At 68.1% G+C, this 23,168-nt stretch carries 20 protein-coding genes; 12 read left to right on the top strand and 8 right to left on the bottom strand.

Annotated features, from left to right (window positions below):
• Positions 1–204 precede the first annotated feature (204 nt).
• From GH266_RS13970 to GH266_RS13960, 3 genes are all read left to right on the top strand, one after another.
• Positions 205–921 carry a TetR/AcrR family transcriptional regulator gene (locus GH266_RS13970; RefSeq protein WP_158194367.1) on the top strand — a complete coding sequence of 239 codons (717 nt, stop codon included), beginning with the start codon at positions 205–207 and terminating at the stop codon, positions 919–921.
• A gap of 31 nt (positions 922–952) precedes the next feature.
• A complete protein-coding gene (gene rutR / locus GH266_RS13965) occupies positions 953–1,633 on the top strand; it encodes an HTH-type transcriptional regulator RutR (RefSeq protein ID WP_158194366.1) in 681 nt (226 codons plus the stop codon).
• 80 nt (positions 1,634–1,713) lie between these two features.
• Positions 1,714–2,529, top strand: a complete 816-nt coding sequence (locus GH266_RS13960) for a lytic murein transglycosylase (RefSeq protein WP_158194365.1) — start codon at positions 1,714–1,716, stop codon at positions 2,527–2,529.
• 22 nt (positions 2,530–2,551) lie between these two features.
• On the opposite strand, the gene GH266_RS13955 is transcribed toward GH266_RS13960, so the two are convergent.
• The 3 genes from GH266_RS13955 to GH266_RS13945 form a co-directional block, all read right to left on the bottom strand.
• The gene (locus GH266_RS13955) at positions 2,552–3,502 is read right to left on the bottom strand and encodes a DMT family transporter (protein ID WP_158194364.1); all 951 of its coding nucleotides are present in this window, start codon (positions 3,500–3,502) and stop codon (positions 2,552–2,554) included.
• A 4-nt stretch (positions 3,503–3,506) separates the two neighbouring features.
• Entirely contained in the window at positions 3,507–4,817 is a 1,311-nt protein-coding gene (preA, locus tag GH266_RS13950) for an NAD-dependent dihydropyrimidine dehydrogenase subunit PreA (RefSeq protein ID WP_158194363.1), read from the bottom strand.
• Between the two features lie 65 nt (positions 4,818–4,882).
• Positions 4,883–6,238: an NAD(P)-dependent oxidoreductase gene (locus GH266_RS13945; RefSeq protein WP_158194362.1), complete on the bottom strand. Its 1,356-nt coding sequence runs from the start codon at positions 6,236–6,238 to the stop codon at positions 4,883–4,885.
• A 338-nt stretch (positions 6,239–6,576) separates the two neighbouring features.
• On the opposite strand from GH266_RS13945, the gene maiA reads away from it, so the two are divergent.
• Together maiA and GH266_RS13935 are read left to right on the top strand one after the other, a co-directional pair.
• Entirely contained in the window at positions 6,577–7,224 is a 648-nt protein-coding gene (maiA, locus tag GH266_RS13940) for a maleylacetoacetate isomerase (protein WP_199270326.1), read from the top strand.
• 97 nt (positions 7,225–7,321) lie between these two features.
• A complete protein-coding gene (locus tag GH266_RS13935; protein WP_199270325.1) occupies positions 7,322–8,923 on the top strand; it encodes a fused MFS/spermidine synthase in 1,602 nt (533 codons plus the stop codon).
• Positions 8,924–8,965: 42 nt separating this feature from the next.
• Here GH266_RS13935 and gshB read toward each other — a convergent pair whose 3' ends face one another.
• The 4 genes from gshB to rsmI form a co-directional block, all read right to left on the bottom strand.
• On the bottom strand, positions 8,966–9,940 hold the full coding sequence (gene gshB, locus GH266_RS13930) for a glutathione synthase (protein ID WP_158194360.1): 975 nt from the start codon (positions 9,938–9,940) through the stop codon (positions 8,966–8,968).
• A gap of 140 nt (positions 9,941–10,080) precedes the next feature.
• Entirely contained in the window at positions 10,081–10,479 is a 399-nt protein-coding gene (locus tag GH266_RS13925) for a YraN family protein (protein ID WP_158194359.1), read from the bottom strand.
• On the bottom strand, positions 10,476–10,649 hold the full coding sequence (locus GH266_RS23270; RefSeq protein WP_199270324.1) for a hypothetical protein: 174 nt from the start codon (positions 10,647–10,649) through the stop codon (positions 10,476–10,478). Before GH266_RS23270 ends, GH266_RS13925 begins: the two co-directional genes overlap by 4 nt.
• An 81-nt stretch (positions 10,650–10,730) precedes the next feature.
• Positions 10,731–11,651, bottom strand: coding sequence for a 16S rRNA (cytidine(1402)-2'-O)-methyltransferase (gene rsmI, locus GH266_RS13920; RefSeq protein WP_158194358.1), 921 nt, complete (start codon positions 11,649–11,651; stop codon positions 10,731–10,733).
• 213 nt (positions 11,652–11,864) lie between these two features.
• Here rsmI and GH266_RS13915 point away from each other — a divergent pair, with 213 nt between their 5' ends.
• The 4 genes from GH266_RS13915 to cysK all read left to right on the top strand — a co-directional run bounded on the left by GH266_RS13915 (position 11,865) and on the right by cysK (position 16,035).
• Positions 11,865–13,073 carry a penicillin-binding protein activator gene (locus GH266_RS13915; RefSeq protein WP_342354273.1) on the top strand — a complete coding sequence of 403 codons (1,209 nt, stop codon included), beginning with the start codon at positions 11,865–11,867 and terminating at the stop codon, positions 13,071–13,073.
• Positions 13,074–13,120: 47 nt separating this feature from the next.
• A complete protein-coding gene (coaBC, locus tag GH266_RS13910) occupies positions 13,121–14,362 on the top strand; it encodes a bifunctional phosphopantothenoylcysteine decarboxylase/phosphopantothenate--cysteine ligase CoaBC (protein WP_158194357.1) in 1,242 nt (413 codons plus the stop codon).
• Between the two features lie 88 nt (positions 14,363–14,450).
• A complete protein-coding gene (gene dut / locus GH266_RS13905) occupies positions 14,451–14,900 on the top strand; it encodes a dUTP diphosphatase (protein WP_067224698.1) in 450 nt (149 codons plus the stop codon).
• 172 nt (positions 14,901–15,072) lie between these two features.
• Positions 15,073–16,035, top strand: a complete 963-nt coding sequence (gene cysK, locus GH266_RS13900; RefSeq protein ID WP_158194356.1) for a cysteine synthase A — start codon at positions 15,073–15,075, stop codon at positions 16,033–16,035.
• Positions 16,036–16,391: 356 nt separating this feature from the next.
• Here the strand turns inward: cysK and GH266_RS13895 are convergent, their stop codons facing one another.
• The gene (locus GH266_RS13895; RefSeq protein ID WP_158194355.1) at positions 16,392–17,249 is read right to left on the bottom strand and encodes a DUF3800 domain-containing protein; all 858 of its coding nucleotides are present in this window, start codon (positions 17,247–17,249) and stop codon (positions 16,392–16,394) included.
• Positions 17,250–17,447: 198 nt separating this feature from the next.
• Here GH266_RS13895 and GH266_RS13890 point away from each other — a divergent pair, with 198 nt between their 5' ends.
• The 3 genes from GH266_RS13890 (at position 17,448) to GH266_RS13880 (ending at position 23,076) form a co-directional block, all read left to right on the top strand.
• Positions 17,448–18,974, top strand: a complete 1,527-nt coding sequence (locus GH266_RS13890) for a YifB family Mg chelatase-like AAA ATPase (RefSeq protein ID WP_158194354.1) — start codon at positions 17,448–17,450, stop codon at positions 18,972–18,974.
• Between the two features lie 77 nt (positions 18,975–19,051).
• A complete protein-coding gene (locus GH266_RS13885) occupies positions 19,052–20,050 on the top strand; it encodes an LLM class flavin-dependent oxidoreductase (protein ID WP_158194353.1) in 999 nt (332 codons plus the stop codon).
• Positions 20,051–20,739: 689 nt separating this feature from the next.
• On the top strand, positions 20,740–23,076 hold the full coding sequence (locus tag GH266_RS13880; protein ID WP_158194352.1) for an ATP-binding protein: 2,337 nt from the start codon (positions 20,740–20,742) through the stop codon (positions 23,074–23,076).
• Positions 23,077–23,168 lie beyond the last annotated feature (92 nt).

Genomic DNA, 23,168 nt, shown 5'->3' with positions numbered 1-23,168 from the left:
TCGCGCTCCGGCCGAAATCTGGAAAGTGCGCGGCCCCGGTCTGTTTGATGTCCGCCGGTGGTCCGTCGCGTATTGCCATTGCGCCAGGCGAAAAAACCTGACCAAATGGTCAAATCGAGCGTAGGAAGGCTTGACCATCCGGTCAAGGTCAATTTTTGGCCCGCCTGCCGAACAGGCACTCACCGCAGCGGACGGCCGGGAGAGATGAGCGGCACGGATAGAACGCAAGAGAGAACACAGGACAGGACGCAGAAGAGCGCCATCCGGGCGGAGAACGAGCGCGTCATCCTCAAGGCGGCCGAGGAGGTCTTTGCCGAAAGCGGCTTTCGCGGCGCGACCACCGGCATGATCGCCGACCGCGCAGGCATCCCCAAGGCCAACCTGCACTACTATTTCCCGACCAAGGAAGCGCTCTACCGGCGGGTGGTCGAGCACATCTTCAACATCTGGCTGGAGGCGGCGAACTCCTTCGACGAGAGCGACGATCCGGTCGAGGCGCTGACCGCCTACATCTCCAAGAAGATGGACGTCTCGCGCGCCCACCCGATGGGCTCCAAGGTCTGGGCCAACGAGATCCTGCACAAGGCGCCGGTGATCCAGGACTATCTGGAGACGACGCTGACCGAGTGGACCGCCTCGCGGGTCGCCGCCATCCGGCGCTGGATCGCCAGCGGCCGGATCGCGCCTGTCGATCCGCAATATCTTCTGTACATGATCTGGGCGACCACCCAGCACTATGCCGACTTCAACCACCAGATCGACACGCTGAACGGCGGCGTGCCCCTGTCCGACGCCCAGTTCGAGGACGCCAAGCGCACGGTGACCGGCATTATCCTGGCCGGCATCGGCGCGGTTCCCCCGGCCGGGCTTGCCGCCGGCGACACACCGCGCGATGCTGGCGCCCGCAACGGCGCGGCCTGAGCACGCGGCACCAAACAGGGACGGAAAGCAGATGGAGGCAGGCCCGACACGGGCAGATGCGGGAGGCCTTGGGCCCGAGGGCGACGGCGCTCCGCGCACGCGCATCCAGGAGCGCAACCGCGCCCGCATCCTGGAGGCCGCGCTCGGCACCTTCTCGCGCTTCGGCTATCGCGGCGCCCGCGTCGACCAGATCGCCGAGGACGCGGGCATGTCGAAGTCGAACCTGCTCTACTATTTCGGCTCCAAGTCGGAGATCTACAAGGCGGTGCTGGCCGACCTGCTCGACCGCTGGCTGGCGCCGTTGCGCACACTCGATCCCGAAGGCGACCCGCGCACCGAGCTCACCGCCTATATCGAGCAGAAGCTGCGCTTTTCCGCCGACTATCCGCAGGCCTCGCGCCTCTTCGCCAACGAGATGCTGCAGGGCGCGCCGATGATGCGCGACGTCCTGGAAGGCCCGCTGAAAGCGCTGGTGGAGGAGAAGTCGCAGGTGCTGCGCCACTGGGCCGAGAGCGGGCGCATCCGCCCGGTCGATCCCACCCACCTCATCTTCCTGATCTGGGCGACGACGCAGACCTATGCCGACTTCGCCCCGCAGATCGAGGCGATCACCGGCAGCGGCATCCACGACGAGGCCTTCCGCCGCCAGGCGTTGCAGGCGCTCACCGATCTTATCTTCGCCGGCCTGCTGCCGCGTCCCGGTTCGCCTTGATCTTGCCCTTGCCGCCTGTATCCTGCTTTTTGCAAGGGACGTGTTCACCGTCCCCGCCTGACCCTCGAACGGGAGACCGCATGCGCAAGGCCCTCGTCGTCGCCGCCCTTCTGCTTTCCGCCCCGCTCACGCTGGCCGGACCGGCAATGGCCGCGAAATGCGGCAACAACGCCGCCGGCTTCCCGGCCTGGCTCGCCAGCTTCAAGCGGGAGGCGGTGGCCTCCGGCGTTTCCAGCCGCACGGTGGAGGCCGCGCTCGGCGGCATGACCTACAACAGCAAGGTCATCCGTCTCGACCGCAACCAGAAATCCTTCAAGCTCTCCTTCGAGCAGTTCCTGGCCCGCCGCGCCCCGCCCTCGACCATCGCCATCGGCAAGCGCCGCATGAAGCAGCATGCGGTGGTGCTCGACCGGGTGGAGCGCAAATACGGCGTGCCGAAGGAGGTCATCGTCTCGATCTGGGGGCTGGAATCCGGCTTCGGCGGCTTCATGGGCGACATCCCGATCTTCTCGTCGCTCTCCGCGCTTGCCTATGATTGCCGCCGCTCGGCCTTCTTTACCAACGAGTTGATGAGCGCGCTGCGCATCGCAGACCGCGGCCAGATGCGGATTTCCGAGATGAAGGGCGCCTGGGCCGGCGAGATCGGCCAGACCCAGTTCCTCGCCTCCAGCTACGAGCGCTTCGCGGTCGATTTCGACGGCGACGGCCGGCCGAACCTGATCCGCAGCCCGGCGGACGTCTTCGCCTCCACCGCCAATTTCCTGCGCCAGCACGGCTGGAGCAAGGGCGGCGACTGGTCGCCCGGCACCAGCAATTACGGCGTGCTGCGCGACTGGAACCGGGCCGAGGTCTATCGCCGGACCATCGCCCATTTCGCGACCGAGTTGACCAGGTAGCACCGGCGAAAAAAGCAGCGGCTCATGCGGCCCGCGGCTTCGTATTGCGGCCGTCGCGCTGCAGCACGAAGGTCGCGGCCGCCGTCACCGCGACGCCGGCCAGCGTCCAGGCGCCCGGCCAGGGCGCGCCGATCGCCACCGTCTCCAGCAGCACGAAGGACGGCAGCAGGTAGGTGTAGGCCATCACCGGCCCCGCCGGCAGGCGCAGGCTGGCATAGGTGGCGCAGAAGAAGCTGGTCGCCGTCGGAAACACCGCCAGATAGGCGATGCCGATCAGCACCTGCGGCGACACCGAGGACCAGTCGGTCGCCGCCAGTTCCGCCCGGCCGTAGACCAGCAGCATCGCCGCCCCGGCGGTCAGGATCCAGAAGTTGAAGATCTCCAGCGGCTCGCCGCGATTGAGGAGCCGCATCAGGGGCGCATAGAAGGCATAGGCGGCAACACCGAAGAGATAGATGCGCTCACCGGGGCCGAATTCCAGCCGGGCGAGCCGGGTGAGATCGTCGCCGAACAGCACCAGCAGCGCGCCCGCCGCCCCCACGCCAAGACACACCACCTGCCGCCGCGAGATCCGCTGGCCGAGCAGCGCAAGGCCGGCAAGCGCGGTAAAGGCGGGAAGCAGGGTGAAGACAGCCCCCGCATTGAGCGCGCTGGTCAGCCGCAAGGCCTCGAACATCGTCACGAAGAAGATGTCGAGCAACAACGCGATCAGCAGATAGACCGGCAGCCGCGACAGCTTCGGCAGCACCCATTGCCGCTTGACCGTGGCGATGGCGGCGAAGATCGCCGCGGCGATGCAGAAGCGCAGCGCCGTCAGCACCGCCGGGTCGAGCGCGTGGGTGATCGCGTGGCCGAGGGGAAACGAGGTCGAGACGAGAAAGACGAAACCGAGCATCGCCACGTGGGCGCGCCCGGTCTCGCCGTTTTCCGAAGGGGCGGCAGCGGCGGTCACCGTGCCGCCCGCATTCGACAAGCCATCATTCTGCCGCTTCCGCCACCCGGTTCGGGTTGTTGGGATGGGTCGTCCAGTTGGCATAGTTCGGGTTGATCGGCTTGCCGGTGCGCGGGTCCGAGCCCTCGGTGATCTGCTCCATGGTGATGCAGTCCTCGACCGGACAGACCGAGACGCACAGGTTGCAGCCGACGCACTCCTCGTCGATCACCTCGAAGTGGCGCAAGCCGTCCTTCATCGCGGTGATCGCCTGGTGCGAGGTGTCCTCGCAGGCGATATGGCAGCGGCCGCACTTGATGCAGGCATCCTGGTCGATGCGCGCCTTGACCACATAGTTGAGGTTGAGCCGCTGCCAGTCGGTGACCTTGGGCACCGCCCGCCCGACCACCTCATCGACCGAGGTGTAACCCTTCTCGTCCATCCAGTCGGACAGGCCGTCGATCAGGTCCTCGACGATGCGGAAGCCGTAGGTCATCGCCGCGGTGCAGACCTGCACCGTGCCGGCACCCAGCGCCATGAACTCGGCCGCGTCACGCCACGTGGTCACGCCGCCGATGCCGGAAATCGGCAGGCCATGGGTCTGCGGATCGCGGGCGATCTCGGCGACCATGTTGAGGGCGATCGGCTTCACCGCCGGGCCGCAATAGCCGCCATGCGCGCCCTGCCCGTCGATGGTCGGATAGGGGGCCATCTGGTCGAGATCGACCGAGACGATGGAGTTGATCGTGTTGATCAGCGACACAGCGTCGGCCCCGCCCGCATGGGCGGCCCGGGCCGGGTTGCGGATGTCGGTGATGTTCGGCGTCAGCTTGACGATCACCGGCATGCGCGTGTGCTGCTTGCACCAGCGCGTCACCATCTCGATGTATTCGGGCACCTGGCCGACGGCCGAGCCCATGCCGCGCTCGGACATGCCGTGCGGACAGCCGAAGTTCAGCTCGACGCCGTCGGCTTCCGTCTCCTCGACGCGGCGCAGGATGTCGATCCAGTTCTGCTCCTCGCAGGGCACCATCAGCGAGACGACGAGCGCCCGGTCCGGCCAGTCGCGCTTGACCTGCTTGATCTCGCGCAGGTTCGTCTCCAGCGGGCGGTCGGTGATCAGCTCGATATTGTTGAACCCGAACAGCGAGCGGTCCGGCCCGTGGATCGCGCCGTAGCGCGGGCCGTTGACATTGACCACCGCCGGGTCCTCGCCCAGCGTCTTCCAGACGACGCCGCCCCAGCCCGCCTTGAAGGCGCGGACGACGTTGTATTCCTTGTCGGTCGGCGGCGCGGAGGCCAGCCAGAACGGGTTCGGCGACTTGATGCCGAGAAAATTGGTGCGAAGATCGGCCATGTGAAAATCCTCCCCACGGATGTTCGGGGGTGAAAGACAAGGGGTGCGAAAGGGACCTGCCGCGCTCAGGCGGTCAGCGCCGCGTGGATCGAGGCCGCGGCGATCTTGCCGTCCTCGACCGACGCGACCGTCAGGTCCTCGCCTCCGGCCACGCAATCGCCGCCGGCCCACACGTCGGCGAGCGAGGTGCGGCGGTCCGCATCGACGCCGATCCGGCCGCCGTCGAGCTCCAGCGCCTCGCCGCCGCCCAGCGCGTCCGGCACGAAGGTCTGGCCGATCGCCTTGAACACCTGGTCCGCTTCCAGCGTCACGCTCTCGCCGGTTCCCGTCAGCCGGCCGGCGCTGTCGGGCAGCATCCGCTCCAGCTCGATGGCCCGCACATGGCCGCCCTCGCCGATCAGCCGGCGCGGCGCCAGACACTCGCGGATCACCACCCCGTTGGTCAGGGCGATCTCCTGCTCGTAGGCGCTGGCCTTCATCGCCTCTCGGTCGCGGCGATAGGCGATGGTCACCTCTTCCGCGCCGAGGCGCTTGATCTGCACCGCGATGTCGATGGCGGTCATGCCGCCGCCGATCACCACGACCTTGCGGCCGACCGGCAGGGCCGAGAGATCCTGCGCCTGGCGCAGTTCGGCGATATAGGCGACCGCGTCGATGACGCCGGCCAGATCCTCGCCTTCGGTCTTGAGCGCGTTGACGCCGCCGAGCCCCATGCCGAGGAACACCGCGTCGAAGTCGCGCCGCAGGCCTTGCAGCGTGATGTCGCGGCCGAGCGCGGTGTTGCACTCCACCGTGATGCCGCCGATGGACAGGACGAAGTCGACCTCCGCCTGGGCAAAGCCATGCGTCGTCTTGTAGGCGGCGATGCCGTATTCGTTGAGGCCGCCGAGCTTGGCCCGCGCCTCGAAGATCGTCACGTCATGCCCCTCGCGCGCCAGCGCATGGGCACAGGCGAGCCCGGCCGGGCCGCCGCCGACGACGGCAACGCGCTTGCCGGTGGGAGCTGCGCGCTCGTAAGGCAGGGATGCATCGCGCGCCAGGAACGTGTCGGTCGCATGGCGCTGCAGCAGGCCGATGGAGACGGGGCGGTCCTCGGCGAGGTTGCGCACGCAGGCCTCCTCGCACAGGGTCTCGGTCGGGCAGACGCGGGCGCACATGCCGCCGAGGATGTTCTGCTCGAAGATCGTCTTGGCCGAGCCGAGCGGATTGCCGGTGGCGATCTGGCGGATGAACTTCGGGATGTCGATGGATGTCGGACAGGCGATCGTGCAGGGCGCGTCGTAGCAGAAATAGCAGCGATCCGCCTCGACCCGCGCCTCATGGACGCCGAGCGGGGGATGCAGGTCCTCGAAATTCTCCAGATAGTCGTCGGCCGTCAGTCGCCCCGCACGGATGTCGGGGTTCACGAGTGCATCAGCCATGGCTGCACCTCCGATTGCACCGGGCCGCGGGCGCGGGCTCCGGCGTCGATGTTCTCCTCTGGAACGCAGGCGATCCGTTTCTGTCGTCGGACCGGGACCGGAAGGGGATCCCGCTATCGGCCTGCGTCGGCTCTGGCGATTTGCTTGGCGCGCGCCTCGTTCGGCGGGAGCGCGTCCGGCACTCATTGGGCCGAATTTTGACCAAATAGTCAAATTTTTTGTGGCAACCCGAAAGCCGGCTTTCCGACGCGGCGCTTGGCCCCCGGCGACGGGCATGCGATATGCGGTGCGACACAGGCCGCGAGGCGGCACAGGGACATTCAACGGGAGAGAGATCGGTGACGCGACCCGTCCTTCACGACTACTGGCGTTCGTCTGCAAGCTACCGCGTGCGCATCGCGCTCAACCTGCTCGGCATCGCCTATGAGGCCGCGCCGGTGAACCTGCTCACCGGCGCCCACCGGGCAGCGGAAAACCTTGCCCGCAACCCGCAAGGCCTCGTGCCGACGCTGGAGATCGACGGGCACGAGCTGACCCAGTCGCTCGCCATCGTCGAGTACCTGCACGAGACCAACCAGCCGGCCTCGACCCTGATGCCGGCCGATGCCGCCGGCCGTCACCGGGTCCGCGCCCTCTCTCATGCCATCGCCATGGAGATCCATCCGATCTGCAACCTGTCGGTCGCCAATCACGTGGCCGAGATCACCGGCGGCGGCGACGAGGCCAAGGCCGCCTGGATGCGCACCTATATCGGCAAGGGGCTGGCGGCGCTGGAGCGCATGCTGGACGACCCGCGCACGGGCCGCTTCTGCCACGGCGACACGCCGACCCTGGCGGATCTCTGCCTGGTGCCGCAGATGTACAATGCCCGCCGCTGGGGCGTCGACCTTGCCGCCCTGCCGAAGCTGGTCGCCATCGACGCGGCCTGCAACGAGCTGGAGGCCTTCGCTGCCGCCCATCCGGACCGCATCGGCGCGCCCGCCTGACGACCTGCCACTCCGCTTCTGAGATATCCGCTTTCGAATATCAGGATATCCTCATGATCCGCTTTGCCGGCGGGCGCGGGGCGGCTAAGTTTGCCGGATGACAGACGCCGTCCTGCCCCCGCCCGACCACGCCGAAGCACCCCGCCCGGCTTCCGCTTCCCTTGCCAGCGCGACGCCCGCGCCGTTCTGGTTCCTGCTCGCCGCGCAATTCGTGGTGGCGGCCGCCGGCCTCGTCGTCGAGATCGTCGCGGGACGGATGCTGGCGCCCTATGTCGGCATGTCGCTCTACACCTGGACGGCGGTGATCGCCGTGGTGCTGGCCGGCTTTTCCGCCGGGCACTGGGCCGGCGGCCTCGTCGCCGACCGCCCGGCGCGCACCGGCCTCATGTGGCTCGCCGTCTCCGGCGCACTCGGGGCGATCACCACCATCGCCGCCCTGCCGCTGCTGCGCTGGGTCTCTGGCCCGGTGCTCTCCAGCCTGACCGATCCGGTCGCCGGCATCGTCGCGCTGGCGATGCTGCTGTTCTTCCTGCCGTCCTTCGCCGCCGGCATCCCTTCGCCGATCCTGGCGCGGCTTGCCATCGAGGACCGGGTCCGCAGCGGCCGGGCGCTCGGCGCCCTGCATGCGGTCTCGGCCATCGGCGCCATCGCCGGCACGCTGGCCGCCGGCTATCTCTTCATCTCCTGGCTCGGCACCGCCCGCACGCTGATCACGGTTGCCGCCGCCTACACGCTGTTCGCCCTGTGCTGCCTGTGGATGGCCCGCCGGGTGCCGCGCGATGCGGACGGCGCTTCGCTTTCGGCCGCAGCCGGCATCACGGTCCTTGCGCTTTTCGCCACCGCCGCCGGCCCCTTCCTGCCGCAAAAGATCTGCGACATCGAAAGCCGCTACTACTGCATCCGCTCGCTGGATGTGTCGGAGGATTTCGGCGCACCGACCCGGCTGATGGTGCTCGATCATCTCGGCCACGGCATCAACGTGCTCGGCGATCCGGCGCGGCTGGAAATGCCCTATGCGGCGATCATCGACGCGGTGACCCGCGCCCGGCTCGGCGATGCGCCCGAGCAGGCCTATTTCATCGGCGGCGGCTCGCTGACGCTGCCGCGCGCCTGGACGCGGGACGGCGCCCGCCCCGGCCTCGTCGTCGCGGAGATCGATCCGCAGGTGACGCGGATGGCCGCGCGCGACTTCGACGTCGACCCGTCGCGCTTCACCGTCGTCCATGCCGATGCCAGGGCCCGCCTCGCCTCGCTCGGCGGCTTCCAGGTGATCGTCGGCGATGCCTTCACCGACATCGCCGTTCCGGCGCATCTGGTGACCCGCGAATTCTACGCAGAGATCGCCTCAAGCCTTGCGCCGAACGGCCATTACGCGATGAACCTCATTGACCACATGGACCGGCTGCAGGCGCTGGCCGCCACGGTGCGCACCCTGCGCACCGCCTTTCCGGTGGTCGAGGTCTGGGTCGAGGCGGAGGACTTCACCGCCGGCGGGCGCACCACCTTCGTGCTGATCGCCGGGCGCATGCCGACGCCTCAGGCCCGCTTCGTGCTGCCGCCGGTCGCGGACGGGGCGGCAAGCCGCATTCTCGCGCGCATGCCGGCGGAGCGGATCGACGGGCTCGTTGCCCGCATCGATCCGCCGGTGCTCTCCGACGACTATGTGCCGATCGACCGGCTGATGGGGCCGGGCTCGTAAGGCCGGCCCCGCTTCACGCACACCGCGTCACGCGCCAGTGCGTCAGGCTTGGGCGCGCTTGGCCTCCACCACGTCCCAGACGCGGGCCGCGATATCCGGCCCGCCCAGCCTTGCGACGGCGCGGATGCCGGTCGGGGCGGTGACGTTGATCTCCGTCAGGTAGCCGTCGATCACGTCGATGCCGACGAGAATCAGCCCCTTTTCGCGCAGTGCCGGGCCGAGACGGGCACAGATCTCGCGCTCGCGCGGGGTGAGGTCGGCTTCGCGCGCCGCGCCGCCGCGCACCATGTTGGAGCGCAGGTCGCCCTCCTGCGGCACCCGGTTGACCGCACCGGCGAACTCGCCGTCGACCAAGAGGATGCGCTTGTCGCCCTTCGACACCTCCGGCAGGAAGCGCTGGATCACCCAGGGCTCCCGGAAGGTGGCGGCGAAGAAGTCGTAGAGCGAGCCGTAGTTGAGATCGTCCGCCGTGATGCGGAACACCGCCGCCCCGCCATGACCGAACAGCGGCTTCATGACGATGTCGCCGTGCTCGGCGCGGAAGGCGTCGATGGCGGCGCGGTCGCGGGTGATCAGGGTTTCCGGCATCAGGTCCGGGAACTCGGTGACGAACAGCTTTTCCGGCGCATTGCGCACCGAGGCCGGGTCGTTCACCACCAGTGTCTTCGGGTGGATCTTCTCCAGCATGTGCGTCGCCGCGACATAGGCCATGTCGAAGGGCGGGTCCTGCCGCATCAAGACGACGTCCACCTGCGAGAGATCCGTCAGTTTCGGCTCGCCGAGGGTGAAGTGGTTGCCCGGCTCGTCGCGCACCGTGACCGGCTCCAGCGCGGCGGTCACGGTGTCGCCGTTCATCGCCAGCCGGTCCGGCGTGTAGTGGAAGAGTTCGTGGCCGCGGGCCTGCGCCTCGAGCATCATCGCGAAGGCGCTGTCGCCGGCGATTTTGATGGAGGAGATGTGGTCCATCTGGACCGCGACCTTGAGCCGTGCGGATGTCGGCGTGCTGGAAGATGTCATCGGAAGGTCTCCGGGGAAGGTCTCCGGCGCCGGAACGGCGCGCTGAACGACGGACGGGAAGGCGGGGCGGGCGCCCCGCGGTTGGGGACAGGATATGCGACCCGCGCCGGGCTTTGTCCAGTGCGCGGGCGCCCGGACGATCACCGTTCCGCGACGGCGAAGGCATCGGCGATGTGCACCGGCAGCCGCCAGGGCGAGACCAGCACCGCGTCGAAGCGCAGCGTCATGGCGCCGAGATCCTCGCGCCCGGCGCACCAGGTGCGGGCGGCAGAGGCGATCCGGCGCTGCGCCGAGGGAGTGATCGCGATGAGCGCCGCATCGAGGTTGCCGCGCGCCTTGACCTCGATGAAGGCGATCGTCTTGCCCCGCCGGGCGATGATGTCGATCTCGCCGCTGCCGGCGCGAAAGCGCCGGGCCAGGATCCGCCAGCCCGTCGCGCGCAGGTAGAGCGCGGCCAGCGTCTCGGCCCGCAGGCCCAGCCGGTAGGCGCCGCGCCGCCGGCGGGTTCTGCCGGGCTCTTGCGCGCCGCCCCGGGTCATGCGGAGGGCTGGAACATGGCGGCGACGATCACCGCCATCACCGTCAGAAGAAAACCGCCGGCGGCGAGCTTCCAGGCATCGCGGCGGTGCTTCAGCCCCGGCCAGCCGAGCGGCTTGATCACCTGGATCGCGGCGACGGCAGCAAAGAAAACCAGGATGATCTTGGTCACGCGGCGCTCCGCTGGCAGGTGGAAAGGCTCCCGCCCGAGTAGCACGGGCGGCAATCGAGGGCAAAGAGGCGGCGCGGCGCGCTACTTCGCCTTCATCTCCAGGGCGCGTGCGTAAAGGTCCTTGCGGTCGAGGCCGGTGAGCTGCGCCACATGCTTGGCGGCGCCCGCCGCCTTCATGGTCTTGAGCGCCTCGGCGAGCAGCGCATCGGCATCGCTTGCATCGGCTTGCGGCCGCTCGGGCGGCGGGGCGATGACCACGACGAACTCGCCGCGCGCCGGCCCGTCCGCGAAATGGCGGGCGAGCTCCTCCAGCGTGCCGCGCTCGAAGGTCTCGAACCGCTTGGTGATCTCGCGGGCGACCGCCGCCTCCCGCTCGCCGCCGAACACTTGCGCCATGTCGGCAAGCGAGGCGGCGATGCGGTGCGGGCTTTCGAAGAAGATCAGCGTTGCGGGAATGCGCGAGAGCTCTTCCAGCCGGGCCGTGCGCGGCCCGCCCTTTTGCGGCAGGAAGCCGGCGAAGCAGAACGTGTCCGACGGCAGGCCCGAGGCGACGAGCGCGGCCAGCGGCGCGCTGGCGCCGGGCACGGGGAAGACCTTGTGACCGGCCTCGACCACCTCGCGCACCAGCCGGTAGCCGGGATCGGAAACCAGCGGCGTACCCGCATCGGAGACCAGAGCGATGGCACGTCCCGCCTCCAGCGCCGCCATCAGGCGCGGGCGCACCTTCTGCGCATTGTGCTCGTGATAGGCGGTGAGCGGCGTCTTCAGCCCGAAGCGCTGCATCAATGTGGCGGTGACGCGGGTGTCCTCGCAGGCGACGAGATCGGCCGCCGCCAGCACCTCCAGCCCGCGCACCGTCATGTCGCCGAGATTGCCGATGGGCGTTGCGACGATATAAAGGCCCGACGCGAGCGAGGGCGCCTTCAGGCGATGGGCGCCGATGAAGAAATCGCGGGAGGCGGTTTGCGGCGCCTCGTTCTCGTCCGGCTCTGTGGAAGACATGCGGTCGGCTTTCATGCGAACGGGAGCCCGCCGGGCGGGCTTTCGCCCGTTTTGGCAGGAAACGCGGTGAAGGCCAAGGCGGCGAGCGAGGATTTGCAGCCGGCGGGCGGTGCTGCTAAGCATTTTGCGGTCGGCGGCCCGTTCGCACCCGGGGCCGAAGACGGCAGACCCGCCCGGCAGCAGGCAGGCCGGGCAGACGGGAGATCGGGGACAGTGCTTGGAGTTCTGGACAAGATGATGCACGCGCGGCGTTCCGTCCTTGCGCTCTCGCTCGGGGCCGCCCTGGCGCTTGCCGGCTGCAGCGGCTCGACGCTTGGCGACTATCCGGGCTACCCCTCGACGCCGCCGGGCCAGCCGACCGTGAGCGGCGAGACCATCGGCCAGGGCTCGGTGCGCGTTGCCATGCTGCTGCCGATGAGCGGCGGCGGCAGCGCCTCCTCCATCGCCACCGTCTTCCGCAACACCGCCGAACTGGCCCTGTCCGATTTCCAGGGCGCCGACGTGCAGATCCTGATCAAGGACACCGGCGGCACCGCGCAGGGCGCGCAGGCCGCCGCCCAGGCGGCGATTACGGAAGGCGCGGAACTGATTCTCGGGCCGGTCTTCGCGCCGGCAGTCGGCGGGGCAGGGGCGACCGCACGCTCCTCCGGCATTCCGGTCGTCGCCTTTTCCAGCGACGAGGCCGTCGCCTCGCGCGGCGTCTACCTCTTGAGCTTCCTGCCGCGCAGCGACGTGGCGCGGATCGTTTCCCATGCAGCGGCCCAAGGCAAGCGCTCCTTCGCAGCGCTGCTGCCGGACGACACCTATGGCGCGGTGGTCGAGGCCGCCTTCCGCCAGGAGGTCGGCCGCGCGGGCGGACGCATCGTCTCCATCGAACGCTACAAGCTGACCGGCAACGACACGGCGGACATCGCCGCCAAGGCCGGCCAGATCGCCGCCAATGCCGCGCAGATCGATGCGATCTTCGTGCCGGCGGGCAATGTCGCGCCCTTCGTGGCGCAGACCCTGTCGACCGGCGGCGTCAATCTCGGCCAGACGCGCCTGCTCGGCAGCGGCCAGTGGGACTCGCAGCAGGTGCTGAACGCCGCACCGCTGACCGGCGCCTGGTATCCGGGCCCGGATGCCGCCGGCTTCCAGGCCTTCGCCTCGCGCTACCAGTCGCGCTACGGCTCGCAGCCGCCGCGCAACGCCTCGCTCGCCTATGACGCGACGATCCTCGCCGCAGGCCTCGTGCGTTCCGCCGGCCCGGCGCGCTTTTCCGAGCGGGTGCTGACCAACCGCGACGGCTTCCTCGGCATCGACGGCGTCTTCCGCTTCGAGCGGGACGGGCGCAACGAGCGCGGCCTTGCGGTCTACGAGGTCACGGGCAGCGGCTCGCGGGTCATCTCGCCGGCGCCGCGCTCCTTCGGCTCGGGCAGCTGACGGCGGCCGCCCGCCGACGTCCTTCATCCAGCCAGCGGGAGGGACCGTTGAGCCTTTCAGACACGCGCATCCTTCTCGTGATCGGCGGCGGCATCGCCGCCTACAAGAGCCTCGACCTGATCCGCCGGCTGCGCGAGCGCGGCGTCGGCGTCCGGGTCGTGATGACCGAGGGCGCCTGCCGGTTCGTGACGCCGATGGCGGCGGGGGCGCTCGCCGGCGACAAGGTCTTCACCGATCTCTTCGACCGGGACGACGAACACGATGTCGGCCATATCCGCCTGTCGCGCGAGGTCGACGCCATCGTCGTCGCGCCGGCCACCGCCGACCTGATGGCGAAGATGGCGGCCGGGCTTGCCGGCGATCTCGCCAGCGCCGTGCTGCTCGCCTCGAACAAACCTGTTCTGCTCGCCCCGGCGATGAACCCCGCGATGTGGGCCAACCCCGCAACCGGCCGCAATGTGGCGCAGCTTGCCCGCGACGGGCTCTCCTTCGTCGGGCCGAATGCCGGCGAGATGGCCGAGAGCGGCGAGGCGGGCGTCGGCCGCATGGCCGAGCCGATGGAGATCGTCGCCGCGCTCGAAGCCATGCTCGACCCGATGCCGCAGGACCTTGCCGGCCGGCACGTGCTGATCACCTCCGGGCCGACGCACGAGCCCATCGACCCGGTCCGCTACATCGCCAACCGCTCCTCCGGCAAGCAGGGCCATGCCATCGCCGCCTGGATGGCGCGGCACGGCGCCCGCGTGACGCTGGTCAGCGGACCGGTGACGCTGGCCGATCCGCCGGGCGTCGACGTCGTGCGCGTGGAGACCGCGCGGCAGATGCTGGCCGCCGTCGAGGCGGCGCTGCCGGCCGATGTCGCCGTGATGGCCGCCGCCGTCGCCGACTGGCGCACCGACGGCGAGAGCGACCGCAAGATCAAGAAGGACGGCAGCGGCAAGGTGCCGGTGCTGGCGCTGACCGAGAACCCGGACATCCTGGCCACCATCGGCCGTCACCCGACGGCGCGTCCGCGCCTGGTGGTCGGCTTTGCCGCCGAGACCAACGACGTCGTCGACAATGCCCGCGGCAAGCTGCAGCGCAAGGGCGCGGACCTGATCGTCGCCAACGACGTGTCGCCGGAAACCGGCGTCATGGGGGGCGATGCCAACACCGTGCGGCTGGTCGGCCATGACGGCGTCGCCGACTGGCCGACCTTGACCAAGGACGAGGTGGCGCGCCGGCTGGTCGCCGAGATCGCCCGCCGGCTCGCCGCGACCCTTGGACCTGCGTCAGGCGGCCCGGCGTGAGGCAGCCGCCGTTCTGCAAGCCTGCCTTCAGTCCCTTATCGCCCCCTTATCGCCAATGTTTCCCGATTTCACACACGGATCCCAGCCCATGACCCTTCCCCTGCGCGTGCGCCGCCTTGCCCATGGCCTCGACCTGCCGCTGCCCTCCTACCAGAGCGAGGAGGCCGCCGGCATGGATCTTCTCGCCGCCGTCGAGGCGCCGCTGGTGATCGCGCCGGGCGCCCGCGCGCTGGTGCCGACCGGCATCGCCATCGCCCTGCCGCCGCATACGGAGGCGCAGGTGCGCCCGCGCTCCGGCCTTGCCGCGCGCCACGGCGTCACCGTGCTCAACACGCCGGGCACCATCGACCCGGACTATCGCGGCGAGGTGAAGGTGATCCTGATCAATCTCGGCGACGAGCCCTTCACCGTGGAGCGCGGCAGCCGCATCGCTCAGATGGTGGTGGCGCCGGTGGCGCGGGCCGAGCTGATCGAGGTCAACGAGCTCGACGAGACCCGGCGCGGCGAGGGCGGGTTCGGCTCGACCGGGCATCATTGACGCCGCTTGCGAGTATCATTTTCTAAGATTTCGCCTATTTTCGGAATCCTGTTCCATGTGCGCGCGGCTTGCAGCGACGGCAGGGTCTCGTCAGCGCCATACTGCGTGCCTAGATTGGGGGCAGAACGACGTGCCGGGCATCCGCGATCCGGCGAGAACAAGGGAGTCCGCAATGAGCGCCAACAAGCCCGGCCGCGGCCGCATCTACGCCTCCATCACCGAAACCATCGGCGACACGCCGCTCGTCCGACTCGACCGGCTGGCGCGCGAGGCCGGCGTCGAGGCGGAGATCCTCGCCAAGCTCGAATTCTTCAACCCGATCTCCAGCGTCAAGGACCGCATCGGCGTGTCGATGATCGAGGCGCTGGAGGCCGACGGCAAGATCGTCCCCGGCAAGACCACCCTCGTCGAGCCGACCTCCGGCAATACCGGCATTGCGCTTGCCTTCGTCGCCGCCGCCAAGGGCTACCGCCTGATCCTGGTGATGCCGGAGACCATGTCGATCGAGCGCCGCAAGATGCTGAAGCTGCTCGGCGCCGAGCTGGAGCTGACCGAAGGCCCCAAGGGCATGAAGGGCGCCATCGCCCGCGCCGAGGAGCTGATCCAGGAGATCGACGGCGCGGTGATGCCGCAGCAGTTCGAGAACCCGGCCAACCCGGAGATCCACCGCCGCACCACCGCCGAGGAGATCTGGAACGACACGGACGGCACGGTCGACGTCTTCGTCTCCGGCATCGGCACCGGCGGCACGATCACCGGCGTCGGCTCGGTGCTGAAGGAGCGCAAGCCCGGCCTGCATGTGGTCGCGGTCGAGCCGACCGACAGCCCGGTCCTGTCCGGCGGCAATCCCGGCCCGCACAAGATCCAGGGCATCGGCGCCGGCTTCGTGCCGGGCGTGCTCGACAAGTCGGTCTATGACGAAGTCGTCACGGTGAGCAACGACGAGGCATTCGAGATGGCGCGCAAGGTCGCGCGGATCGAGGGCCTGCCGGTCGGCATTTCCTCCGGCGCCGCGCTCGCGGCCGCGCTGAAGGTCGGCGCGCGGGCAGAGATGAAGGGCAAGCGCATCGTCGTGATCATCCCCTCCTTCGCCGAGCGCTACCTGTCGACGGCGCTGTTCGAGGGGCTGGACTGAGCTCCCGCGCCTCTTGCGGACCTTTTGATCATCAGCGGCGGGGCCCTCAGGGCTCCGCCGTTTTCGTTTACGCGCGGAGGACAAAGCGTCGCCTGATCTGACATCGCCAACCGCCTCTGAGAAGTTATGAGAACAAAAAAGAATCGTAATTCAACCACTTAAAGAGAACTCAGATAACCTATTGATTCAATTTGACTTATGCTGAGATTGATGAGATAATAAATATGGTAGATGCGCCGCATCCCTCGACTGCAAGGCTGATCAAAATCAACGCCTAGCAATCTTATCTGCGCACGGTTGCCACTAGACGGTAGCCTATCGCCGCAGACGAAAATGAGGAGCGGGCTCTACCGCTATTAGAATTGATACCCGTAGTAGCGGAATATCTCTTGCTGGTCGTTAGTTAGCCTTCCGCGAGTGGGCGGCGTCGGCTGCAGTACCAATCCATAGTCCGCATGGCGATTATCTAAGGAAGCGACGCGGGGCCTAAGCGCCTTAGCAAATCGTGCTTCACAAGGACCACTATCAAGGTTGTCCACAGCAGCGAAAAAAGCACTAGCGACGATATCTGCAAATTGAAGTCCTACCCGTGTTTTATGCGGGTAAGCTTTAACTAAGCGCCAGTCCATCACATTCCATTTAGGTACCCACTTGTCTAGCAACGGACCAGACCCTTTGGCCTGTTGCGCTAAGAGTGCGTGATATGCCGCCGTTTGGTCATAAGAATGACCGCCTCTCTCAGAGAACTCAAACGTTACATGTCGTGGTTTTCCAAAATTTTTAACAGAATGCCGCTCTACATAATGTGTAATTCTTTCTACTAGAATCCGAACAAGCCAATTATAGAACCACTGGTTTGACGGGATTTTTTCCGCTCGATGATTTCTATATTGCCTCATATTCTTTTTGTTGGATGCTACAACAAAAATCCTCACAGGATAACCTGACAAAGCCAAGCATACCTTATCCTTTTTGGGATAAGATAAATCCCTGAAATGTATGTCCTTTCTCTGCCTGATATTCAAATCTTCTACTAATTCGTTGTGCCAAGATAAAATGTTCGCTTCATTCTCTGCTTGGATTAAAACCGCAGAAAGAATCATCCATTCCGTGCCGCCAATAGGATCAATAGGCCTAACTCGCCTCAACCCAGGATCACCAGCTTCGTCAATATACGCAATATATCCTGGATTAATCCCATCTACTTGTTTCATCAAATTACTCTTCGACACCCACGCCAGGATGAGACCCAAAGCAGAATTTAAAATCGATATTTACTATCCTGATAACAATATCATTAGTGTCAAGCATTCTCCTCGCCGTGGTTGTGACCGACTTGCGGTTGCGCTAGGTTGCAGCCTGTTGGGATTGCAGCAATTTCGCGCAAAGTCATAGAGCGAGGGGGGCGGTCAATGGTCTCGCGGGTCACCACGGTCGCGTTCCAGGGCATAGAGGCGCAACCTGTCGACGTGCAGGTGCAGATCGGCCCTGGCCAGGTCGCCTTCACCATCGTCGGCCTGCCGGACAAGGCGGTGGGCGAAAGCCGCGAGCGGGTCCGCTCGGCGCTGATCGCCTCCGGCCTGTCGCTGCCGGCCAAGCGCGTCACGGTCAACCTTGCGCCGGCCGACCTTCCCAAGGAGGGCTCGCATTTCGACCTGCCCATCGCCCTTGCCCTGATAGCGGCGATGGGGGCGCTGCCCGCCGCCGAGCTGGAGCGCTACGTGGTGCTCGGCGAGCTGGCGCTGGACGGCACGATTTCCGCCGTCGCCGGCGTGCTGCCGGCGGCCATCGGCGCCAACACGCTCGCCCGCGGCTTGATCTGCCCTGCGCCTTGCGGCCCGGAAGCGGCCTGGGCCGATCCGGAGATGGAGATCCTGGCGCCCGTCTCGCTGATCCAGCTCGCCAACCATTTCAAGGGCACGCAGATCCTCTCCCGGCCGCAGCCGAAGCTCAGCGCCAACCCGTCCGTCCTGCCCGACCTTTCCGAGGTGCGCGGCCAGGAAAGCGCCAAGCGGGCGCTGGAGATCGCCGCGGCCGGCGGCCACAACCTCTTGATGATCGGCCCGCCGGGCGCCGGCAAGTCGATGCTGGCGACCCGCCTGCCCTCGATCCTGCCGCCGCTCAGCCCGCGCGAGCTGCTGGAAGTCTCCATGATCGCCTCCATCGCCGGCGAGCTTGCCGACGGCAAGCTCAGCGAGCGCCGCCCTTTTCGCGCGCCGCATCATTCCGCCTCGATGGCAGCGCTCGTCGGCGGCGGCATCCGCGCCCGGCCGGGCGAGGTGTCGCTCGCCCATAACGGCGTGCTGTTCCTTGATGAACTGCCCGAGTTCCAGCCGCAGGTGCTCGACGGGCTGCGCCAGCCGCTGGAAAGCGGCGAGACGGTCATCGTGCGCGCCAACCACCGCACCAGCTACCCCTCGCGCGTGCAGCTGATCGCGGCGATGAACCCGTGCCGCTGCGGCCATGCCGGCGAGCCGGGCCACGTCTGCCGGCGCGGCGAGCGCTGCGCCTCCGAATACCAGGCGCGCCTGTCCGGCCCGCTGCTCGACCGGCTGGACCTTCGGATCGAGGTGCCGGCCGTCGCCGCCTCAGACCTCTTGCGCCCGGCGCAAGCCGAAAGCTCCGCCGCGGTGGCCGAGCGGGTGGCGCGTGCCCGCCGGCGCCAGACGGAGCGCTATGCCGCGCTCGGCGTTGCCGCCCGCACCAATGCGGCCACCGGCGCGCGGCTGATCGAGCAGGTCGCCGCCCCCGATGCCGCCGGCCTCGACCTGCTGCAATCGGCGGCCGATGCGCTGCAGCTGTCGGCGCGCGGCTATCACCGGGTGCTGAAAGTGGCGCGCACGCTGGCCGATCTCGACGGCTCGGACGCCGTCTCGCGGCTGCATCTCGCCGAGGCGCTGAGCTACCGCGGCGCCAGTCTCGAGCGCCGGGCGGCCTGAGCGCGCCCTTCCGCCTCCCCCTTCACCCTTGGCTGCCGGGCCGCCGCATCCTAAATGAGGACCCAACGGAGATCCTCATGAAACATTTTTCCCTTCTCGATCTGGCCCCCGTGCCGGAAGGCAGGACCGCGGCCGACGCGCTTGCCAACACCATCGACCTGGCGCGCAAGGCGGAAGCGGCGGGCTATCACCGCTACTGGCTTGCCGAGCACCACAACATGCCGGGCATCGCCAGCGCGGCAACATCCGTCGTCATCGGCCAGGTGGCGGCGGCGACGAAGACCATCCGCGTCGGGGCGGGCGGCATCATGCTGCCCAACCACTCGCCGCTGGTCATCGCCGAGCAGTTCGGCACGCTGGCAACCCTGTTTCCCGGCCGCATCGACCTCGGCCTCGGCCGCGCGCCGGGCACCGACATGGCAACGGCTCGGGCCCTGCGGCGGCACATGGCCGGCGAGGACAATTTCCCGCAGGACGTCGTCGACCTCATCGCCTATCTCGGCGACCCGTCGGAAGGCGGACCCGTGCGCGCCATTCCCGGCGAGGGCACGCATGTGCCGGTCTGGATCCTCGGATCGAGCCTTTACGGCGCGCAGCTTGCGGCGGCCTTCGGCCTTCCTTACGCCTTCGCCTCGCATTTCGCCCCGGCGATGCTGGAGGAAGCGCTGACGGTCTATCGCAGCACGTTCCGCCCCTCGGACCAGCTTGCCGAACCGCACGTGATGGTCGCCGCCGGCGTCTTCGTCGCCGACACGGATGCGGAGGCCCGCTACCTGCGCTCATCGCAGGTGCTGTCCTTCGCAAGGCTGCGCACAGGGCGTCCGGGAAAGCTGCCCGCCCCGGTCGAGGACGTGACCGCCGAGATCCCGCCCCACGTCCTTGCGCAGGTCGACCAGGCCCTCAGCGTGTCGGCGACCGGCTCGCCCGACACCGTCCGGCGGGGCCTTAGCGCGATCCTCGAGCGCTACCAGCCCGACGAGCTGATCGTCACCGGCATGATCCACGACCACGCCGCCCGGGTCCGGTCCTTCGAGCTGGCGGCCGGCATCCTGGACGATCTGGCGGAAGCCGCCTAGGTCGTGGACTCATAATTGTGCCTGCCATGGGAGTATCAGCGGCCCTCGCGAGGGCCGCTGACAGGGCGAACCATACGCCATGACGGCGGCCTTTTTCTCAGAAGGCACAAGTCACGGTTTATATTTTATTGACAACGACTATCTGTGATTGCAAATATTGTAAATTCATTTTTCTAGGGAGTTTTCGATGAAACTTCTCCTTGTAGCTGCAATAAGTTCAGCCATCCTTCTGCTCCCGAGCTCTGCACAGGCCTGCATGAGCGACTCAGACTGCGCGTTTGACAAAGTATGCGAGTGCCGATCTTCTCGACCGACGGGAAACTGTGACGCACCGGGCCGATGCGTGATGCGAAAAAGCGCGCTCACAACCGAGGACGCGGAAAACCTTCAGACACTTATTCAGAGTTGGGCCAGCCAAAAAGCGGTCTCAGACAAGAAACTCTTCGGATGCCACACCAAATGTGAGTTGGTTGGCAACGGGCTGCGTTGCGAAATAAAATGCTGAAGGCCCGTTAGGGCCCCGCACCGGCCTGCAGGCGGCAGTGTAGTCTGCGCGCCAACTTACGACAGACGGCACGTCAATTGACGCGCGGCAAACCCTTTTGCCGCAACGGTTTCTCAATCTCTCCGGCCGAAAGTAGGCGGGTTCGTGCGCCTTGCGCGAACCCGCTGATTGACGAGGAGAGCAGGTGGCCGCCCCGAAACGCCATGACGGAACGGAGCACCGCGACAGCGCGGTCTCGGCGCCGGAGCACGCCAGCCTCCGTGCGGGGGAGGCTTCCCCGCGCACGCCTGCCGTTCCCGGCCCCTCGCTGCTGACGCTTGGCGTCGCCGCCGCCAGTTTTCTGGCCGGCGCCGCGCTCACCATCTGGCTGGTGCCCGAGGCGCTGCGCCTTGCCGCGGCCGGCAGCGCGCTGGCGCTTGCCGGGCTCGCCATCGGTCTCGGCGGCGTGCTGCAGGCCCAGCGCGGCGCCCATCTGCGCGAAATGGCGCAGGCAAGCGCCCGCCTTGCCGCGCTGACCTCCGAGCGCAACCTGCTGCAAGCAGAGAACGAACAGCTGCGCGACGAGGCCTGGCGGCTGAAGGAAAGCGACGGCCGGCTGCGCGACGTGCTCGACACGCTCGGCGACGTGGTCACCCGCTGGCGCGCCGGCGGCGAGATCGTCTATGCCAACGATGCGGCCGAACGGCTGTTCCCGGAAGGCTGGGCCCCGGCCCTGCCGGAGGCGAACGGCAGCAAGGCCGAAGACGAGGCCAGCCGCGACATCCGGATGGAGACCTCCGGCGGCGAGCGCTGGTTCGCCCGGCGCGACGTGCCGGTGCGCGACGGCGCCAGCGGCGAGCCGTTGATCCAGACCATCCTGCGCGACGTCACCGACCGCCGCCGCATCGAGGACGCGCTGCTTGCCGCGCGCAACCAGGCGGAGACCGCCAACGCCTCCAAGAGCCGGTTCCTCGCCACCGTCAGCCACGAGATCCGCACCCCGCTCAACGGCATTCTCGGCATGACCGGCCTGCTCGCCGACACAAGGCTCACGGCCGAGCAGGCGAGCTATGTGGAGGCGGTGCGCGCCTCCGGCGAGATCCTGCTGCTGCTGATCAACGAGGTGCTCGACCTGTCGCGCATCGAGGCCGGCCGGCTGGATCTGGCGCCGGAGGAGATCGCCCTTGCCCCGCTCGCCGAAAGCGTCGTGGAGCTGCTGTCGCCGCGGGCCCAGTCGAAGGGGCTGGAGATCGGCTGCTACATCTCCCCCGACATGCCCGCGCGCCTCGTCGCCGACCCGACGCGGCTGCGCCAGATCCTGTTCAACCTGGCCGGCAACGGGCTGAAATTCACCGAGACCGGCGGCGTCGAGATCTGCATCGAGCCGATTGTGGAGACCGGCGAAGCGACCGCCGACGGTTCGCCGCGCTGCTTCGCCATCACCGTGCGCGACACCGGCATCGGTTTCGCCCCGGAAGAGGCCGAACGGCTGTTCGAGGAGTTCGAGCAGGTCGACCACGGCCCGGCCCGCCGCTTCGACGGCGCGGGCCTCGGCCTTGCCATCTCGCGCCGGCTGGCCCGGCTGATGGGCGGCGACGTGGTGGCGAAATCCGCACCGGGCCAGGGCGCCGCCTTCCGCGTCGAGCTGCCGCTTCACGCAGCACCTGCCCTGCCCGCGCCGGAAACGGAAAGCGGGGCAGTGCGCGCGCTCGCCGGTGCCCGCATCGCGCTGGTCTCGGCCAGCCGCATTGAGATGCCGCTGATCGCCCGCTCGCTGGCCGCGCAAGGGGCCGTGACCTCGCTGCTGGCGCCCGGCACGGAGGAGGGCGACGACAAGCTGCTCGCCGCCGATCTGGTGCTGCTCGACCCGCTCGCCGTGACCGATGCCGGCGCCTGGCTCGCCAGCGCCCGCGCCGCCGGGCTTGCCGCGCCTGCCGGCGTGCTGCTGGCGCCGAGCGAGCGCGACCGGCTGCCGCGCCTGCGCGAGGCCGGCTTCGGCGGCTACCTGATCCGCCCGGTGCGCGCCGCCTCGCTGGCCGAGCTCTGCGCCACGCTGCTCGGCCGCGACACCGGCCTGTCGCCCTGGGACCGGCCCGAGCCGCGCTGCCTGACGGGGGAAGCCGGCGACCACGCCTGCGCGCCGCGCCCCTTGCGCATCCTCGTTGCCGACGACAACGACATCAACCGGATGCTCAGCGAGGCCCTGCTGCGCAAGCTCGGCCACGAGCCGGTGGTGGCGGTCGACGGGGCCGCCGCCCTTGCCGCGGCCGCCGACGGGTCCTGCGACATGCTGCTGATGGACCTGCACATGCCGGTCGTCGACGGCATTGCGGCAATCCGCCGCTTCCGCGAGATGGAGACGGCGGGCGGCTGGCCGCGCGCGCCCGTCTATGTGGTGACCGCCGATGTCACCGCGGATGCGGAAAAAGCGGCGCTCGCCGCCGGGGCCGATGCGGTGCTGTCCAAGCCGCTCGATCCGGACCTGCTTCGCCGGCGCATCTTCCGCCGCCCGGCCGAGACCCCGCTGGCGGGAGCGGACTGAGAACTTCGCCAATTGTCACGCAAGTGTTGGGAAAGTATGGTCTACGGCACGGCCAGCATCGTGGCCGTCCGCCAAGCGCGGCCGATTCGCCT

The sequence above is a fragment of the Stappia indica genome, from assembly GCF_009789575.1.
Taxonomy (GTDB): Bacteria; Pseudomonadota; Alphaproteobacteria; order Rhizobiales; family Stappiaceae; genus Stappia; species Stappia indica_A.
Note: the sequence above shows the minus strand (reverse complement) of the source record. Positions and strands in the feature narration are given on the sequence as shown.